This window comes from Cryobacterium sp. PH29-G1, assembly GCF_030063365.1.
GTDB lineage: Bacteria > Actinomycetota > Actinomycetes > Actinomycetales > Microbacteriaceae > Cryobacterium.
Genome location: NZ_JASISY010000005.1, coordinates 22,178 through 40,621, shown reverse-complemented (window position 1 = coordinate 40,621; position 18,444 = coordinate 22,178). Strand labels below are relative to the sequence as shown.

Sequence of the window (18,444 nt, the reverse complement as noted above, 5' to 3'; positions counted from 1 at the left end):
AACTAAGGTTAACGGGATGAGTGAACCAACGGCGCCCAGCGGAAACGACGCAGTAGATAATGAGGCCGGCGAACAGGCCCTTGACGCCGACGATGTCGTCGCGCGGGTGTTGAAAAGCGCCGACAGCAAGGCCGCCGGCTACTCCCTATTTCGCAGCGGGTCCGCCCAGGCTTTGCAGAATCAGACCTCCGGCGAGTATGACGGCAGCGACCACGACGGTGATCAGTCCGAACGTGCCGACCGTAATGCCCTGCGCCGGGTCGGCGGACTCTCCACCGAGCTTGAAGACGTCACCGAGGTGGAATACCGCCAGCTGCGTCTGGAGAACGTTGTTCTGGTAGGGGTTTACACCCACGGAACCGTTGATGACGCCGAAAACTCCATGCGCGAACTGGCCGCCCTCGCCGAAACTGCCGGTGCGACCGTTCTCGATGGTTTACTGCAACGTCGCGCCACTCCCGACCCGAGCACCTACTTGGGAAAGGGAAAGGCGCAGGAAGTCGCGGACATCGTCAAGGCGCTCGGCGCCGACACCGTCATCGCTGATACCGAACTCGCGCCCAGTCAGCGGCGTGCCCTCGAAGACGTGGTCAAGGTCAAGGTCATCGACCGCACCGCCGTGATTCTCGACATTTTCAGCCAGCACGCCAAGAGCCGCGAGGGCAAGGCGCAGGTTGAACTGGCCCAAATGGCCTACATGCTGCCGCGCCTGCGCGGTTGGGGTGACTCGATGTCCCGCCAGGCCGGTGGCCAGGTTGGTGGTACGGGCGCTGGAATGGGTTCCCGTGGCCCCGGTGAAACCAAGATCGAACTCGACCGCCGACGCATCCACACCCGAATGTCCAAGCTGCGCAAGCAGATGGTCGAGATGAAGCCGGCCCGGGAAGCGAAGCGCGCCAACCGCAAACGCAACGCTGTTCCGTCGGTCGCCATCGTCGGATACACCAACGCCGGCAAGTCGAGCCTGCTCAACCGCATCACCAAGGCGGGGGTGCTCGTTGAGAACTCCCTGTTCGCGACTCTCGATGCCACCGTACGCAAGTCCACCACCGACGACGGACGTCTGTACACCCTCACCGACACGGTCGGGTTTGTACGCAACCTGCCGCACCAACTGGTCGAAGCCTTTCGCTCGACCCTGGAAGAAGTCGCTGACGCCGATGTTATCGTGCACGTCGTCGACGGTTCGCACCCCGATCCGGTCGCCCAACTCGCCACCGTGCGCGACGTCATCTCCGAAGTCGGCGCCCGGGATATTCCCGAACTGGTCGTCTTCAACAAGAGCGACCTGATCAGCGAGGACGACCGGCTGGTGCTCCGCGGCCTGGAACCGAAGGCAACCTTCGTGTCAGCCCGCACCGGTGAGGGCATTGACACGGTGCTGGCCGCGGTGGCGTTGCTCCTGCCGACGCCGCAGATCGAGCTCGACCTGCTCATTCCCTACGACCGCGGTGACCTGATCGCGGTGCTGCACGACGTGGGCCGCATCGAAACGACCGAGTACGTCGAAACCGGAACCCACGTCACGGCCTTCGTCACGCCCGAGATCCGGCCGCAGTTCGCCCCGTTCATTATCCAGCCCGCGCTGTCGTCCTAGCCGGGCCACCGGTGAGTTCACCGGCGGCCGAGCACTGATTCAGCGGACAGACCCTGGCGCCCGCGCGCGTCTGACCGCATCGATGACATGAACTGTCACATTCGTGCGCATTAGCGTCGGTGTTGTTAGTGTCTAATCAATCGTTGTCGACGGAATTCGTTCCCCGGCATGGAGCGACAGCCGAGCCCGGCATCCGCCCGCGAAGAAACGCCATTCCTGGCGCGTCCGCGGCCGCCCGGCCACCACCCGCTGTACCGCAACTGCCGAATGAGGAACCATGACCGCGACTGGGATTTCCGCGTGCAACGCCCGTCCGGCGTTCTCGTTCGAGGTGTACCCGCCCAAATCGGCGGCCGCAGCATCCGCGCTGACCCGCACCATCGATCAGCTGGCCGCAGCCGGCCCCGAGTTCATTTCGGTCACCTACGGCGCCAACGGTTCGTCGCGCAATTCCTCGCTTGACGTTCTGCGTTACATCAAGGACCACACGTCAGCGGATGCCATGGCCCATCTCACCTGCGTCGGCTCCTCGCACGCCGAGGCCAGCCGACTCATCCGGGAATTTCTTGACGCCGGTATTCGCAGTTTTCTTGCCGTGCGTGGAGATGCACCCCAGGGCGCCCTCGAAGGAGATCCGACCTTTCTCGGCGATCTGCACAGCGCGGGGGAGCTGGTCCAGCTCATCCACCGGGTCCAGGCCGAACGGGTACCGTACATCGAAACGGTGATTCCCGGCCTGCCGGGCGCCCGCGGCGTGAAAACCGAACGCGATAGGGTGCGCATCGGCGTTGCGGCGTTCCCGAACGGACACCCCAGTTCCCGATCCGTCATCCAGGACATCGACACCCTCCTGGCCAAGCAGGCAGCCGGGGCCAACCTCGCGATCACCCAGCTGTTCTTTCACGCCGACGACTACCTGAGTTTCATCCAGCGCGCGCGCTCCGCCGGGGTACTCTTCCCCATTCTTCCCGGCATTATGCCCGTCACCAGTCCTAACCGGCTCCGGCGCATCCTGCAGCTCTCCGGCGAGAAACTTCCGGCCGAACTGTCCATCCAGCTTGAGGTCGAACCGACCGCGGAAGGACAGCGTCAGATCGGCATCGACCACGCTGTGCGCCTCGGCCAGGACGTGCTCGCGGGCGGCGCCCCCGGACTCCACCTCTACGCCTTCAACCAGCACGACACCGTACTCCAGGTGCTCGAGGGTTGCGGCGCACTACCGGCGCCCAAGGTCCGCTCCGCTGCAGTGCCCGCCGCCATGCTCTAGGCCTCACGCCCTCGTCGCCCAGCGGCTCCGCGTCAGGCCCATCCCCAACCCATTCGTACTCTCCCACCAGTTCAGCCATATCGCTCCAGTGAAGGAATCATCATGCCCATTTCGCCCGCATCATCCGCATTTCCCACCGGCACCATCCTCGGCTATCCACGGATCGGGCGACGGCGTGAACTGAAAAAAGCCGTCGAAGCGTTCTGGTCGGGCGCGATGAGCGCCGGCGAGCTCGAGACCGTGGCCGCCGGGCTGCGCCAGGCCACCCGCGACCGGCTCGTCGATCTTGGATTCGGTCGCACCGACTCGTCGATCCCCGAGTCGTTCTCGTACTACGACCAGGTGCTTGACACCATCGTCGCCGTCGGCGCGATTCCCACACGGTTTGCTGAGCTCGTCGCCGCCGATGGAACCCTCGACCTGACCGGCTACTTCACCCTGGCGCGCGGCGAGGGCGAGAACCTGCCGTTGGAAATGACCAAATGGTTCGATTCCAACTACCACTACCTCGTGCCCGAAATCGGCCCGGAAACAGTGTTCTCACTGGCCAGCGACCGCATCGTGCGGGAATTTGTCGAGGCCAAAGCGGCCGGGTTCCTCACTCGCCCGCAGCTCGTGGGCCCGGTCACCTTTCTGCTGCTGAGCAAGGCCAGCGATGAGGCGCCCGCCGGGTTCTCCCCGCTGTCGCGGCTGAACGACCTCCTTCCCGTCTACGCGGCGTTACTGACGCGGCTAGCGGATGCCGGCGCCGAGTGGGTGCAACTCGACGAGCCGGGCCTGGTCAGCGAGTCCATCGACGTGCCGCGGGCCGACACGTTGGCGGCTGTCGCATCCGCTTACGGAGTGCTCGGCCAACACCGTATCCGCCCGGGACTATTCGTTGCGGCCCCGTACGGCAGCCTCGACGATGCCCTGCCGGTGCTTGCCGCTACCGCCGTTGAGGCGATTGGCCTGGATCTGGTCAGGGGCTCCGTGCCGCTGGCGGTACCCGGACTGGCCGAGAAGACCCTCGTCGCCGGGGTCATTGACGGGCACAATATTTGGCGCGGCGACCTGGCCGGTGCCTTTGAGATCGTACAGAGCGTTCGAGCGCTCTCCGATTCCGTCTCCGTGTGCACCTCGACGTCCCTACTGCATGTGCCGCACGACGTGCGGGATGAAAAGTCGCTACCGGCCGCGCTGGTGAGCTGGCTGGCCTTCGCCGACCAGAAGGTCATCCAGGTAGCGACTCTGGCGCGCGGTCTCACCGCCGGACGGGCGGCGATTGCGGGGCCTCTGGCCGACGCCGCGGCGGCGCTGGCCGCGCGAAGCACCGCTCCGGGGGTACACGACGGATCGGTGCGGGCGCGGGCTGCAGCACTGACCGATAGTGACTTCAGGCGGGGAAACTACGCGGATCGTCTGAGTGCCCAAGACGCCGCGCTGCAGCTGCCGGCGCTGCCGACGACCACGATCGGATCATTCCCGCAGACCGCGGACATTCGCCGGGCCCGGGCCCGGTTTCTCAAGGGAACCCTGGCTGCGCAGGACTACCGCAATCTGATGCGCGCCGAGATCGGACGCGTCGTGGCGCTACAGGAAGAGATCGGACTGGATGTGATCGTGCACGGTGAACCCGAACGCAACGACATGGTGCAGTACTTCGCCGAGAACCTGGACGGGTTTGCCGTGACCGAGAACGGTTGGGTGCAGTCCTACGGCAGCCGCTGCACGCGACCGTCCATTTTGTGGGGTGATGTATCGCGCCCGACGCCGATTACGGTGGACTGGTCGGTGTACGCGCAGAGTTTGACCGCTAAGCCCGTCAAGGGCATGCTGACCGGGCCGGTGACAATTCTGGCCTGGTCGTTCGTGCGTGATGACCAGCCGCTCGGCGAGACGGCACGCCAGGTTTCCCTCGCGCTGCGCGATGAAATCGGCGACCTTGAGGCGGCCGGAATCAAGATCGTCCAGGTCGATGAGCCCGCGCTACGGGAGCTGCTGCCGCTGAAAAAGAAGAATCACGCGGACTATCTCGACTGGTCGGTCGGGTCCTTCCGTCTCGCCACGGCGGGTGTAGCGGATGAAACGCAGATTCACACGCACCTCTGTTACTCCGAGTTCGGCGTGGTGATCGAGGCCATTCGCAACCTTGACGCCGATGTCACAAGCATTGAAGCTGCACGATCGCGTATGGAGGTGGTGCGGGAGATCGAGGCTGGCGGGTTTGACCACGGCATCGGTGCGGGCATCTACGACATCCACTCGCCGCGGGTGCCGAGCGTTGAGGAGCTGACCGCGCTGCTGGATACCGCCCTGGAGTCTATTCCAGAACGCCAGGTGTGGGTGAACCCCGACTGCGGGCTGAAGACGCGCGGCTATGACGAGACGGTGCACTCGCTGCACAACATGCTGGCCGCGACCCGAGTGGTGCGCGAACGCCGCGGGGCAGTCGTCGGCGTTTAGCTGCTGGTCGGGCTCGTCGAAATCACAGCGTGTGCTGGTTTCGACAAGCCCGACCGATGGTGTTTGCAGCCACTCCGTTTCGGGATATCAGACCGAGCGTAGAACCGCGACGACCTTGCCGAGAATGTCGGCATAGTCGCCGACAATCGGTTCGAAATTGCTGTTGCGGGGAAGGAGCCAGGTGTGGCCGTCGCGCTTGCGCAGAACCTTCACCGTGGCTTCATTGTCGAGCATCGCCGCGACGATCTCGCCGTTCTCCGCGGTCTTCTGCTGGCGAACGACCACCCAGTCGCCGTCGCAGATCGCGGCGTCGATCATGGATTCACCGACGACCTTGAGCATGAACAGCTCGCCCTGGCCCACGAGTTGGCGGGGCAGCGGAAAAATTTCGTCTATCTGCTGGTCTGCAGTGATGGGGATGCCCGCAGCAATGCGACCGACGAGGGGAACCATCGCGGCATCGCCGACCTGCACGCCCTGATGAAAGCTGTCCTGGTCGCCGGTGCTGACGTCTTCGGGGGCACGCTGAATCTCAATGAGCACTTCGAGCGCGCGGGGGCGATTGGGGTCGCGTCGGAGATAGCCGCTGAGCTCCAGTTGGTTGAGCTGGTGGGTGACGCTCGACAGCGAGGCGAGACCGACCGCATCACCGATTTCACGCATGCTCGGCGGGTAGCCGCGCGAACTCACTGAACGCTGAATCACGTCCAGAATTGCGAGCTGGCGTTGGCTCAGACTCTTGCGGCGCCGAGTGCCGCCCTTGTCGCGGGTACCGCTGGTGTCTTGTGTCACGATGAGCGCTCCTGGAGTCGGTCCCGCACGGTCTGAAGAGACGTTACGCGGGAATGTCGGTGGTGTCTGGTTGAGTGTAAATCAAGCAATTGACCTATCGAAAGTTTATCCAGTTCTCGCCCCTGAAACAAACACTTATTCGAGTGTGTTGCCCTAAAACTCGGGCCGAGGCGAGAAAATGCTTGCATGTTCGATTGTTCGAAGTTATATTCGGAACATAGTTTCGTATTCGGTCCTCCCGGCCGAGGACCGAATACGAGACTCGCAGCCCGCCTACCTTGGAGGTTTGACATGACCACAGCACCACACGCCCCCGCCTCTCGTCTCCGCCTGACCCGCCGCGGTCGAGTGGTCTTCACCGCCCTCGCTGCCGTGCCCCTCGTGCTCGGCGCCGTCGCCCTGAGCGTCAACGGGGGAGCAGCCGGTGCGTCGGATTCCGCGTCGGGCATTGACCTCATGAGATACACGACCGAATCCGGCGTTGTGACCACGCTGGCCTACTCGCCGACCGACGTTGGTTCCGCCCGATTCATCACGGTTGAGCCCGGCCAGACCCTGTGGGACCTCGCCGAAGAAATTTCGCCGTCCAGTGATCCGCGCGACGTGGTCTTCGACATTAAGCGACTGAACGCCCTCTCCGTCGAAACGCTGCAGCCCGGCCAGCGCCTGCAAATTCCCGGGTCGTAGCACGGCGTCGTAGCATGGAGGGTGTGACCAGTCTTCAAGATCTTCCACTCCGCACCAACCTGCAAGGTTTGACACCGTATGGTGCTCCGCAATTACATGTTCCGGTTGCACTCAACGTCAACGAGAACACGCACCCCGTTCCCGAGGCGGTCGCTCGCGACATCCTCGCCAGCCTGGCCGAGGCCCTCCGTTCGGTGAACAGGTATCCCGACCGCGAATTCACCGACCTGCGCGTGGCCCTTGCCGGGTACCTCGGCGCGGGGCTGAGCGCCGAGAACATCTGGGCGGCCAACGGTTCCAATGAAGTACTCCAGCAGGTGCTGCAGGCTTTCGGCGGACCGGGACGCAGCTTGCTGGGATTTGCCCCGACCTATTCGATGTACTCGATTCTCGCGTCGGGAACCGATACCACGTGGATTCCGGGCGTGCGTGATGCCGACTATGAACTCTCTCCGGCGACCGTGGTCAGTGAAATCAGTCGCACCAACCCCGACGTGATTTTTCTTTGCTCGCCGAACAACCCCACGGGCACCCCCCTCTCGCTCGAGACGATCGCTGCCGCCTACGACGCGACCGACGGCATTGTCGTGGTCGACGAGGCCTACGCGGAGTTTGCGCCGGTCGGTACCCCGAGCGCGCTCACTCTGCTCCCCGGTCGGGAACGCCTGTTGGTCTCGCGCACGATGAGTAAGGCCTTCGCCTTTGCCGGTGTGCGGGTGGGCTACCTGGCCGCCGATCCGGCCGTCACGGATGCCCTGCGCCTGGTTCGCCTGCCCTACCACCTCTCCGCCCTCACCCAGGCCGCGGCCAATGCCGCTCTGGCCCACAGCACCGAAATGCTCGCCATGGTCGATGACATTCGCGGGCAACGGGATCGGCTCGTGGTGGAGCTGGCGCGTCTGGGCTATGCCCCACACCGAAGCTGGAGCAACTTCGTACTGTTCGGGGGAGTGGCCAACCCGCAGAGAACCTTCGAGGCGTTGCTCGCCGAGGGAATCCTGATTCGCGATGTCGGCATTCCCGGTCACTTGCGCGTATCGGCCGGCACCGAGCAGGAGACCTCACAATTTCTGGATGCTTTGGCTCGAGTGGGACGGACGGACGTCGCCGGTAAAACCGAATCGGTCCGAGCCGAATAAACTAGCCTCATGAGCTCATCTGTTGGTACTTCCGCGCCCCGCGTCGCACACCTGCAACGGGAGACGAGTGAATCCAGCATCGATCTCTCGCTGAACCTTGATGGTACGGGCGTGAGCGACATTCATACCTCGGTACCGTTTTACGACCACCTGCTGACGGCATTCGCGAAACACTCCCTGACCGACCTCACGGTGCGAGCCTCCGGCGACATTGAAATCGACGTTCACCACACCGTCGAAGACGTGGGCATCGTGCTCGGCCAGGCCATACGGCAAGCCCTCGGCGACAAATCGGGAATTTCCCGTTACGGTGACGCCCTCGTCCCGCTGGATGAAGCGCTCGCGCAGGCCGTCGTCGATATCTCCGGGCGCCCATACCTCGTGCACAGCGGGGAACCGGCCGGCTTCGAATTTCACCTCATCGGCGGACACTTCACCGGTTCCATGGTGCGTCACGTCTTTGAAGCCATCACCTTCCACGCCGGGTTGACCGTGCACGTGACGTTGCTGGGTGGCCGCGACCCCCACCACATTGCCGAAGCCGAATTTAAGGCTTTTGCGCGGGCATTCCGCCTCGCCAAAGCTCTCGACCCGCTCGTGCAGGGAATCCCCTCTACCAAGGGAGCACTATGACCCAGGTCGTTGTCTTCGACTACGGCACCGGAAACGTTCATTCCGCCGTCAAAGCACTCGAATTGGCCGGAGCTGACGTCACCCTCACGAGTGACCGTAAGGTGGCCCTCGAGGCTGACGGACTCGTCGTACCCGGTGTCGGTGCCTTCAGCGCCGTCATGGAGGCCCTCAAAGCCGTTCGCGGCGACGAGATCGTCGATCGCCGCCTCGCCGGCGGACGACCCGTGCTGGGGATCTGCGTGGGTATGCAGGTTCTGTTTGAGCACGGCGTCGAACGCGGCATCGACACCGAAGGCCTCGGTGAATGGCCGGGAACCGTCACCGAACTTCCTGCAGCGATCCTGCCGCACATGGGCTGGAACACCGTCACGAGCGCGCCCGACTCCGAACTGTTTCGAGGAATCGAAGAAGAACGGTTCTATTTCGTGCACTCCTACGCCGCACAGTCCTGGACCCTCGAGGTCATGCCGCCGTTTCCCGAACCCCGGCTGACTTGGGCGGAACACGGCGCGCCGTTCCTGGCCGCGATAGAAAACGGTCCGCTCAGCGCCACCCAGTTCCACCCGGAAAAATCGGGTGCGGCGGGCATCCACTTGTTGAAAAACTGGATCGGCACGCTGCGCCACTAGCCCTGCGCGCCTAGACTTCACAACCTGCACCACCCCTGAAATTGGTCGCACCGCGCGACCGCCCGATCGAGGACACCAATGAGCGAGTTCAACAAGACACCGAGGCTTGTCCTCCTGCCCGCCGTCGATGTGGCCGGCGGCAAGGCCGTTCGCCTGACGCAGGGCGAGGCCGGCACCGAAACGAATTATGGTGATCCCGTCGACGCCGCGGCCGACTGGGCACGGCAAGGTGCGGAGTGGATTCACCTCGTCGACCTTGACGCGGCCTTCGGCCGGGGTACCAACACCGGCGTGATCAAGAAGGTCATCCGCCAGGTCAAGGGCGTCAACATCGAGCTCTCCGGCGGCATCCGTGATGACGAATCCCTGGAGGCAGCGTTGACCACCGGGGTTAAACGCATCAATCTCGGCACCGCGGCGTTGGAAAACCCGGAATGGGCGGCCAGCGTGATCGCACAATACGGCGACGCCGTTGCCGTGGGCCTGGACGTACGGGGCACGACCCTGGCCGCGCGTGGCTGGACCAAGGACGGCGGAGACCTTTGGCAGGTTCTCGAGCGTCTCGAGGCCGCCGGATGCGCCCGCTACGTGGTCACCGACGTCACCAAGGACGGTACCCTGCAGGGCCCGAACATCGACCTGCTGCGTCAGGTGCTGGACCGTACCCGCAAGCCGGTCATCGCCTCTGGCGGTATTTCCAGCCTCGATGACATCGATGCGCTGCGAAAGCTGGTACCGCTCGGTCTCGAAGGCGCCATCGTGGGCAAGGCCCTCTATGCCGGCGCGTTCACCATGGCCGAGGCGCTGGACATCTCGGGGGCCTAAATGGCGAAGGCGCGAAACCTCGGTTCCACGGGCGATCCTACTGGCCGGCCGGGTGCCTCAGCTGAGCCCGGAAACGCGCACGAGCCGACTGCCAGCGCTCTGGACAATACCGCCGACTCGGCCGGGCAACCGTGGGCCGGACGCGAATTTGAGGCCAATCTCGAGGCCGGCGACGATGGAACTGCTCCCCCCGCACTCGCGGAGGCGCTCGCTCGTTTTCAGGCCAGGGAGGCCGGCGAAGAGAGCGTCATCGACGCCATTCGTGATTCCCGCCTGCTTATCCCCCTGGTGACCAAACTCGGTGAGGCCGCCCTGAACGCGCGCGGCCAAACGATTGACAAAACCCAGGAACTGTCGATCATCACCGTAGCCGGCCCCGACGGTCGAACCGTGCTGCCCGCCTTCTCCTCGACCGCGGCGATGACGGCGTGGAACCCGCTGGCGCGGCCCGTTCCAGCGGATGCCGTGCGCGTCGCCCTGGCCGCCGCGCAGGAAAACACCGACCTCGTCGTGCTTGATCCGACCTCGGCCGGAGAATTCGTTATTCGGAGGCCGGCACTGTGGGCGATTGCGCAATCGTTGCCGTGGACGCCCAGCTATGCCAGTCATCATGTCGCCGACGCCTTCACCGCGTCGATTGCGACGGAACTTTCGGTGCTGTCTGTTCAGCTCTTGGCCGGTGACCCCCAAGCCCGACTCGACGGACCCGAACTGGTCGTTCAACTGGAATTGGTCGATGGCCTCACCCAGCCCGACCTCGACGCTATTCTGAGCCGGCTCGGCACCCGATGGTCCGAGAACGAGGCCATTACGACGGGTGTTGATTCGCTGCGGGTCAAGCTCGTCGCCTCGACCTAGCCTCTGGTTTTCCGGCTGATCAAGGCCGTTGTCGGGGGTTCAGGCCAGAATGTCGGTATGACCGACGTTCTCGATCGATTCTCCCCGGCCACGCGCGCCTGGTTCACCGAGGCGTTCGCCGCTCCCACAGCAGCGCAGCTCGGCGCCTGGAACGCCATCTCGCTGGGCTCGCACGCCCTCGTCGTAGCTCCCACCGGATCGGGCAAGACCCTCGCGGCGTTCCTGTGGGCCATCGATCAGCTGGCTGCCGATGGGTCCGCCAGCGGAACGGCAGCCTCGGCAGGTCCGTCCACGCGCGTGCTCTATATCTCGCCGCTCAAAGCACTCGGCGTCGACGTAGAACGCAACCTCACCGCTCCCCTCGTGGGGATCGGTCGTGCCGCAGAGCGGCTCGGGCTTGAGGCGCCGCGGGTCACGGTGGGGGTGCGTTCCGGCGATACCCCGGCCGCCGACCGGCGCAAGCTGGTCACCTCGCCCCCCGACATTCTCATCACCACCCCGGAGTCACTGTTCCTCATGCTGACCTCGGCGGCGCGCGAATCGTTGCGCACCGTGCAGACGGTCATCATCGATGAGGTGCACGCTGTCGCGGCGAGCAAGCGCGGCGCGCATCTGGCCGTGTCCCTCGAACGACTCGACGCCCTGCTCAGTCGACCCGCCCAGCGGATTGGGCTCTCCGCCACCGTGCGCCCGCAGGGTGAGGTGGCTCGGTTCCTTGGCGGAGCAGCCCCCGTGCAGATCGTGGCGCCGCCGGCGCTGAAACGATTCGACCTGCGAGTGGTCGTTCCGGTCGACGATATGAGCGATCTCGGGCCGGTACCGCCACACGAGGGCGCCACGTCCGCTGCGGCGCCGCAGACCGGATCGATCTGGCCCCACGTTGAGGAGGCCATCGTCGACGAGGTGCTCGCGCACTCCTCGAGCATTGTGTTCGCCAATTCCCGGCGGCTCACCGAACGGCTCACCGCCCGGTTGAACGAGATCTATGCCGAGCGTATGGCGTGGGACACCCACTCAGCCGGCGCTCCAGGCGTGTCGGAGAGTACGGGTGCGCTCGGCAGGCCCGGTTCCCTCGCAACGGTGCCGCAGCCGGCGCAGCTCATCGGGGCCAGCGGGCAGACCGACGGCGTCGAACCCCTGCTCGCGCGGGCGCATCACGGTTCGGTCAGCAAAGAGCAGCGTGCGCTCATTGAAGATGACCTGAAGTCGGGGCGGCTGCGCTGTGTCGTGGCCACGTCGAGCCTCGAACTCGGCATCGATATGGGCGCCGTCGATTTAGTGGTGCAGGTGGAGTCGCCGCCATCCGTCTCGAGCGGGCTGCAGCGGCTCGGCCGGGCCGGGCACCAGGTGGGTGAGGTGAGCCGCGGAGTCATCTACCCCAAGCATCGTGCCGATCTCATCCATGCCGCGGTAGCCGCCGAGCGCATGGTGGCCGGTGCCATCGAGTCGTTGCGCGTGCCCACCAACCCGCTCGACATCTTGGCCCAACAGACCGTCGCCGCCTGTGCCCTCGAGCCCATTGACGTGGAAACCTGGTTTGAAACCGTGCGCCGCAGCGCCCCGTTTGCCACTCTGCCCCGCTCGGCCTACGAGGCTACGCTCGACCTGCTTGCCGGGCGGTACCCGTCCGACCAGTTCGCCGAGTTGCGCCCGCGTATCGTCTGGGATCGCGACGCCGGCACCCTCACCGGTCGCCCCGGCGCGCAACGTCTGGCCGTGACCAGCGGCGGCACCATTCCCGACCGCGGATTGTTCGGCGTCTTTATGGTCGGCGGTGAACAGGTCACCGGTAAACGGGTCGGTGAGCTCGACGAAGAGATGGTCTACGAGTCGCGCGTGGGCGACGTCTTCGCACTGGGCACCACGAGCTGGCGCATCCAGGAAATCACCCACGACCGGGTGCTGGTCGCACCCGCCTTCGGGCAGCCGGGGAGGCTCCCCTTTTGGAAGGGTGACGGCCTCGGCCGCCCGGCCGAACTGGGGCAGGCCATCGGTGCTTTCGTGCGGGAGATCGGCAGCTTGCCGGCCGACCAGGCCCGCACGCGCTGCGGCGTCGGTGGACTCGACGAGCGGGCCGTCAACAACCTGCTGGCATTCCTCGCCGAGCAGCGCGCCGCCACTGGCCAGCTGCCATCCGACCGTACCCTCATGGTTGAACGGTTCCGCGATGAGCTGGGGGACTGGCGGGTCGTGTTGCACTCCCCGTTCGGCACCCCGGTACACGCACCGTGGGCGCTCGCGGTCGGCGCCCGCGTGCGGGAACGATTCGGAATCGACGGCTCCTGCGTGGCTAGTGATGACGGCATCGTCGTGCGCATTCCCGACACCGAAACCGAACCGCCCGGCAGCGAATTGTTCGTGTTCGACCCCGATGAGCTCGAGCAGCTCGTGACCGATGAGGTCGGCGGCTCGGCCCTGTTCGCTTCCCGCTTTCGCGAGTGTGCCGCGCGGGCACTGCTGTTACCGCGGTATAAGCCCGGCGCCCGTTCGCCGCTCTGGCAGCAACGGCAAAAGGCCGCACAGCTGCTCGACGTCGCCCGCACCTTTCCTACCTTTCCGATCATTCTCGAGACACTGCGGGAATGCCTGCAGGACGTCTATGACCTGCCCGCTCTTGGGGTGCTCTCTCGCCAGATCGCCTCCCGTGAGGTGCGCCTGGTCGAGATCACGACCGAGACCGCCAGCCCGTTCGCGAGCACGCTCCTGTTCGGCTACGTGGCTGCGTTCATGTACGAGGGTGACACCCCGCTGGCCGAGCGCCGTGCCACCGCCCTCGCGATCGACTCGAGCCTGCTCGCCGAACTTCTCGGTCGGGTTGAACTGCGGGAGCTGCTCGACCCGACGGTCATCGACCAGACCGACCACGAGTTGCAACGGATCGCCCCCGACTACCTGGCCAAGGGTACGGAAGGGGTGGCCGACCTGCTGCGCAACCTCGGCCCGCTCAGCACCATCGAGGTTGCCGAGCGGATGCTCGCTCCGGCACCCGACTCGCAGCCCCCGCCCGCAGCGGCAGCCGTTCTCGACGCCGAGCCCGTCCTGTTTGATCTTGTCGCCGCCCGCCGCGCCATCCGCGTCAACATTGGAGGCGAGGACCGATGGGCAGCGGTTGAAGACGCGAGTCGGCTGCGCGATGCCCTGGGAGTGCCCCTGCCGCTCGGCGTGTCCGCCGCGTTCACGGAATCCGTGACGGACCCGCTCGGCGATCTGGTGAGTCGTTATGCCCGCTCGCACGGACCCTTCAGCACGCAGGCCGTCGCCGACCGGTTCGGACTCGGTGCGGCCGTCGTGCAGATCGCCCTGGGCCGCCTCGCCGACGCCCGACGCATCGTGGCCGGCGAATTCCGCCCGAACGGCACCGGCCTGGAATGGTGCGACGCCGAGGTGCTGCGGCGCCTCCGGCGTCGTTCCCTCGCGGCACTGCGACACGAGGTCGAGCCGGTCGACCAGCGCGCCATTGGCCGGTTTCTGCCGGTGTGGCAACACGTGGGCGGCAAACTGCGCGGAATCGACGGTGTCGCATCCGTTGTGGAGCAGCTCGAGGGCGCGCGCATTCCGGCCTCCGCCTGGGAGACGCTCATCCTGCCGGCCCGGATCAGCGACTACCGGCCGGGCATGCTCGACGAGCTCACCAATGCGGGGGAGGTGCTCTGGGCGGGTGCGGGAACCCTCGCCGGCAACGACGGCTGGGTCAGCCTGCACCTCGCCGAAACCGCCCAGCTCACCCTGCCGCTGCCGATCGATGTTGAAACGACGCCCCTCCAACAGGAGATCCTGGCGACCCTGGGCAGCGGCGGTGCCTACTTCTTCCGGCAGCTCGCCGATGCCGTCGGCAGCCAGGACGATCGCGAACTCGTGCACGCGCTGTGGGATCTGGTCTGGGCCGGGCTGATCAATAACGACACCTTCGCCCCGGTGCGATCGCTGTTGTCCGGCGGACACACCGCCCACCGGCAGAACCGGGCCGTGCCGCGCGCCCGAGTGCATCGCGGACGATCTATGCCGCGGCCGAGCCTGCCCAGTCGCAGCGGTCCGCCCACGGTGTCGGGTCGCTGGTCGATCCTGCCCGTGGCCGACGACTCACCGACCCGTCGCGCGCACGCACTGGGGGAGACCCTGCTCGAACGCTACGGTGTGGTGACCCGCGGGGCTGTGATGGCGGAGGGTGTGCTCGGCGGATTCTCCCTCGTTTACCGCACCCTCACCGGATTCGAAGAAATGGCACGCTGTCGACGCGGCTACTTCATCGAGGGCCTCGGTGCGGCACAGTTTGCGACGGGCGGAACGATCGACCGGCTGCGCACCTTCGCGGTCGGGGCATCTGCCACGCCCGGCGTTGAGCGCGGGTCCGCACCCAGCGCCGCGGTCACCCTCGCGGCAACCGACCCGGCCAACGCCTACGGCGCTGCTCTGCCGTGGCCAGCGCTGCCCGGCAAGACCACCCATCGCCCCGGCCGTAAGGCGGGCGCGCTCGTCGTACTCGTCGACGGCGCCCTCGTGCTCTACGTCGAGCGTGGTGGTAAGACCGTCGTGGCTTTCGAGTCCGATGACGCCCTTCTTGCGGCCGCCACGGCGAGCCTGGCCGACCTGGTCACCTCCGGCCGAGTGCAGAAGATCGCGGTCGAAACGGCGAACGGGCTCTTTGTGATTGGCACCGGGCTCGGCCGGGCCCTCGCCGCCGCCGGGTTCACCGAGACACCGAAGGGGCTGAGGCTGCGTGCCTGAGGGAGATACCGTCTACCGCACGGCTCGCAGCCTCGACCAGGCCCTGCGCGGCAGCATCCTCACCGGCTGCGACATTCGGGTACCCGCTTTCGCAACCGTTGACCTGACCGGGCAGACCGTGCACGAGGTCGTGAGTCGCGGCAAGCACTTGCTGCATCGGGTCGGAAGTACGAGCATCCACTCGCATCTCAAAATGGAGGGTGCCTGGCACCTGTATCGACCGGGAACGCGGTGGCAGCGGCCCGCCTTTCAGGCGCGCATCGTGCTGCAGACGGCCGAGTGGGTCGCGGTCGGGTTTGAACTCGGCGTGCTCGAGCTCGTGCCGACCCGGGCAGAAGCCGAGGTGGTCGGCTACCTCGGACCCGACTTGCTCGACACCGATTGGACCGCGGCCGTAAGCGTCGAGGCCGCCGCGAACCTCACTGCCGGCCCCGATCAGCCGGTTATTCTCGCCCTCGCCGACCAGCGCAACCTGGCCGGACTCGGCAATGTCTACGTGAACGAACTGTGCTTTCTGCGCGGACTGCTGCCGACCCGGCCTATGGCCGAGGTGAGCGATGTTGCCGGGCTCGTCGCCCTGGCCCGGCGCCTGATCCTGGCCAACAGAGACCGCGACGAACGCACGACCACCGGTAACGTGCGGCGCGGAGCCCAAACGTGGGTTTACGGGCGAGGCGGTCAGGCGTGCCGACGTTGCGGCGCCCGCATCCAGCGCGGCACCCTGGGCCGCAGTGATGTCGAACAGCGCAACACCTTCTGGTGCCCCAGCTGCCAGATCTAAACCCGGTGTGACAAGCGCCAGTCAGTTGACCGGGCCGGTGAGCTTTTCGCCGGGGCCCTCGCCGATCGCGTCCGGCACGAAGGACGCCTCGCGGAAGGCGAGCTGCAGGGAACGCAGGCCGTCGCGCAGGCTGCGGGCGTGCATGTCGGCGATGTCGGGGGAGGCGGCAACCACCAGGCCGGCGAGGGCGTTGATCAACTTGCGAGCCTCGTCGAGGTCGATCTGGGCGTCGGGGTCTTCAGCGAGTCCGCACTTCACCGCGGCCGCGCTCATCAGATGCACCGCCGCTGTGGTGATAATCTCCACGGCGGCTACATCGGCGATATCGCGTGTAGCTTGTGCCGCATCCTGCTCAAAACTCGTATCGTTCTCAAAACTTTGGCTCACTGCATTCCTCTGCTAGGCTGATCATCGGTTCCGGGACAATAGTCTCGGTACGAAAGTGGAGAATCTCCCACCCGCGCATACCGCTTCATCAAGGTTACCGGGTAGATTGCACTCCGCCGTCGCGTTTTCACCTCCTTCGGGAAGGTGGCAGGGTGAGGGTAGACAGGGTGCCGTGTAAGACAGGCCAATGAACAAGTTGGCGTGGAAAACGCGTGATTTTCCTCTCTTCGTCCCCGGTCGGCATCCGCTGGCTGGTTGTGATCACGAAGTTAACCAAGAGGAGAGACGCATCAGCGATCCCCGTACAAATGACCGTATACGCGTCCCCGAAGTTCGTCTCGTTGGTCCCAACGGCGAACAGGTCGGGGTCGTGGCGATTGATGTTGCCCTGCGCCTGGCACAAGATGCCGACCTCGACCTCGTCGAAGTTGCACCCGAAGCCAAGCCGCCCGTGGCCAAGATCATGGACTACGGCAAGTTCAAGTACGAGGCTGCGCAGAAGGCCAAGGAGGCCAGGCGCAACCAGGCGAACACGATCCTGAAAGAGGTTCGTTTCCGTCTCAAGATTGACACGCACGACTACGAGACCAAGCGCAAACGCGCCGAAGGCTTCCTGAAGGCCGGAGACAAGGTCAAGGCCATGATTCTTTTTCGTGGCCGTGAACAGTCACGGCCCGATCAGGGCGTACGTCTGCTCCAAAAATTTGCCGAGGACGTCGCCGAGTACGGTTCCGTGGAATCTACTCCGATGATCGACGGTCGAAACATGGTCATGGTGATTGGCCCGTTGAAGAACAAGTCAGAAGCCAAGGCTGAGATCAACGCCCACAAGGCTGCCGAGAAGGCAGACAAGGTAGCCGATAAGGCAGACAAGGTTGCCGACAAGGCAGCGAAACAGGAGGAACCACATGCCTAAGATGAAGACCCACTCCGGAACCAAGAAGCGTTTCAAGGTCACCGGAAGCGGAAAGATCATGAAGCAGCAGGCCGGACTTCGTCACAATCTCGAGGTCAAGAGCACGCAGCGCAAGTCCCGTTTGAACCAGGACCAGGTGCTCGCTAAGTCGGATCAGAAGACCATCAAGAAGCTTCTCGGTCTGTAACTTTTAGGTCTGTATTCCAGGCCTCGTCAACGAATAAGGATTTGTAAAAAATGGCAAGAGTAAAGAGGGCCGTCAACGCCCACAAGAGTCGCCGCGTTATTCTCGAACGCGCCAAGGGCTACCGCGGTCAGCGTTCACGCCTGGTCACCAAGGCCAAGGAGCAGCTCACTCACTCCTTCACCTATAGCTACCGTGACCGTCGTGCACGCAAGGGTGACTTCCGTCGCCTGTGGATCCAGCGGATCAACGCTGCGTCGCGCGCCAACGGCCTGACGTACAACCGTCTGATCCAGGGCCTCGGCCTGGCCGGCATCGAGGTTGACCGTCGTATCCTCGCCGACCTCGCGGTCAACGAGGCAGCAACGTTCGCTGCCCTCGTCGAGAGCGCCAAGGCAGCCCTTCCCGCCGACACCTCGGCACCGAAGGTCGCCGTCACGGCGTAATGCGCTATCCCGAATCTTCGCCGCCGTCTGCCTCCTGGGCGTGAACGCGGCGAACATTCGGTAGTTTCACGTTAGACAGCAAGGAGCGGGTGACCTGGTCACCCGCTCCTTTTCTGCATCCGACATCGTTCGC

General features: G+C 65.1%; 16 protein-coding genes. 14 read left to right on the top strand and 2 right to left on the bottom strand.

Going from position 1 to position 18,444, the window contains the following annotated elements:
* Positions 1–16 precede the first annotated feature (16 nt).
* The 3 genes from hflX (at position 17) to metE (ending at position 5,309) form a co-directional block, all read left to right on the top strand.
* Positions 17–1,597, top strand: coding sequence for a GTPase HflX (gene hflX, locus QMK22_RS08290; RefSeq protein ID WP_283497157.1), 1,581 nt, complete (start codon positions 17–19; stop codon positions 1,595–1,597).
* Between the two features lie 277 nt (positions 1,598–1,874).
* Positions 1,875–2,864: a methylenetetrahydrofolate reductase gene (locus tag QMK22_RS08285; protein WP_283497156.1), complete on the top strand. Its 990-nt coding sequence runs from the start codon at positions 1,875–1,877 to the stop codon at positions 2,862–2,864.
* A gap of 102 nt (positions 2,865–2,966) precedes the next feature.
* Positions 2,967–5,309, top strand: a complete 2,343-nt coding sequence (metE, locus tag QMK22_RS08280; protein ID WP_283497155.1) for a 5-methyltetrahydropteroyltriglutamate--homocysteine S-methyltransferase — start codon at positions 2,967–2,969, stop codon at positions 5,307–5,309.
* 87 nt (positions 5,310–5,396) lie between these two features.
* Here the strand turns inward: metE and lexA are convergent, their stop codons facing one another.
* The gene (gene lexA / locus QMK22_RS08275) at positions 5,397–6,101 is read right to left on the bottom strand and encodes a transcriptional repressor LexA (protein WP_283497154.1); all 705 of its coding nucleotides are present in this window, start codon (positions 6,099–6,101) and stop codon (positions 5,397–5,399) included.
* 291 nt (positions 6,102–6,392) lie between these two features.
* Here lexA and QMK22_RS08270 point away from each other — a divergent pair, with 291 nt between their 5' ends.
* The 8 genes from QMK22_RS08270 to QMK22_RS08235 all read left to right on the top strand — a co-directional run bounded on the left by QMK22_RS08270 (position 6,393) and on the right by QMK22_RS08235 (position 16,378).
* The gene (locus tag QMK22_RS08270; RefSeq protein WP_283497153.1) at positions 6,393–6,788 is read left to right on the top strand and encodes a LysM peptidoglycan-binding domain-containing protein; all 396 of its coding nucleotides are present in this window, start codon (positions 6,393–6,395) and stop codon (positions 6,786–6,788) included.
* 14 nt (positions 6,789–6,802) lie between these two features.
* Positions 6,803–7,927 carry a histidinol-phosphate transaminase gene (locus QMK22_RS08265; protein WP_502857329.1) on the top strand — a complete coding sequence of 375 codons (1,125 nt, stop codon included), beginning with the start codon at positions 6,803–6,805 and terminating at the stop codon, positions 7,925–7,927.
* Between the two features lie 9 nt (positions 7,928–7,936).
* Entirely contained in the window at positions 7,937–8,560 is a 624-nt protein-coding gene (gene hisB / locus QMK22_RS08260) for an imidazoleglycerol-phosphate dehydratase HisB (RefSeq protein WP_283497151.1), read from the top strand.
* Positions 8,557–9,189, top strand: a complete 633-nt coding sequence (hisH, locus tag QMK22_RS08255; RefSeq protein ID WP_283497150.1) for an imidazole glycerol phosphate synthase subunit HisH — start codon at positions 8,557–8,559, stop codon at positions 9,187–9,189. Before hisB ends, hisH begins: the two co-directional genes overlap by 4 nt.
* 78 nt (positions 9,190–9,267) lie before the next feature.
* Complete coding sequence (priA, locus tag QMK22_RS08250) at positions 9,268–10,014, top strand: bifunctional 1-(5-phosphoribosyl)-5-((5-phosphoribosylamino)methylideneamino)imidazole-4-carboxamide isomerase/phosphoribosylanthranilate isomerase PriA (RefSeq protein ID WP_283497149.1); 747 nt, start codon at positions 9,268–9,270, stop codon at positions 10,012–10,014.
* Positions 10,015–10,872: an SseB family protein gene (locus tag QMK22_RS08245; RefSeq protein ID WP_283497148.1), complete on the top strand. Its 858-nt coding sequence runs from the start codon at positions 10,015–10,017 to the stop codon at positions 10,870–10,872. It begins immediately after the preceding gene.
* Positions 10,873–10,929: 57 nt separating this feature from the next.
* The gene (locus QMK22_RS08240; RefSeq protein ID WP_283497147.1) at positions 10,930–15,597 is read left to right on the top strand and encodes an ATP-dependent helicase; all 4,668 of its coding nucleotides are present in this window, start codon (positions 10,930–10,932) and stop codon (positions 15,595–15,597) included.
* The gene (locus tag QMK22_RS08235; protein ID WP_283497146.1) at positions 15,590–16,378 is read left to right on the top strand and encodes a DNA-formamidopyrimidine glycosylase family protein; all 789 of its coding nucleotides are present in this window, start codon (positions 15,590–15,592) and stop codon (positions 16,376–16,378) included. The genes QMK22_RS08240 and QMK22_RS08235 overlap by 8 nt, the downstream gene beginning before the upstream one ends.
* A 21-nt stretch (positions 16,379–16,399) precedes the next feature.
* Here QMK22_RS08235 and QMK22_RS08230 read toward each other — a convergent pair whose 3' ends face one another.
* Positions 16,400–16,765, bottom strand: coding sequence for a DUF1844 domain-containing protein (locus QMK22_RS08230; protein ID WP_283497145.1), 366 nt, complete (start codon positions 16,763–16,765; stop codon positions 16,400–16,402).
* A gap of 187 nt (positions 16,766–16,952) precedes the next feature.
* Between QMK22_RS08230 and infC the strand changes: the two genes are divergently transcribed.
* From infC to rplT, 3 genes are read left to right on the top strand one after another with little or no spacing between them, the layout of a single operon-like run.
* The gene (infC, locus tag QMK22_RS08225; RefSeq protein ID WP_502857325.1) at positions 16,953–17,681 is read left to right on the top strand and encodes a translation initiation factor IF-3; all 729 of its coding nucleotides are present in this window, start codon (positions 16,953–16,955) and stop codon (positions 17,679–17,681) included.
* Complete coding sequence (rpmI, locus tag QMK22_RS08220; protein WP_092111710.1) at positions 17,674–17,868, top strand: 50S ribosomal protein L35; 195 nt, start codon at positions 17,674–17,676, stop codon at positions 17,866–17,868. The genes infC and rpmI overlap by 8 nt, the downstream gene beginning before the upstream one ends.
* A gap of 50 nt (positions 17,869–17,918) precedes the next feature.
* On the top strand, positions 17,919–18,311 hold the full coding sequence (gene rplT, locus QMK22_RS08215) for a 50S ribosomal protein L20 (protein WP_104196972.1): 393 nt from the start codon (positions 17,919–17,921) through the stop codon (positions 18,309–18,311).
* Positions 18,312–18,444 lie beyond the last annotated feature (133 nt).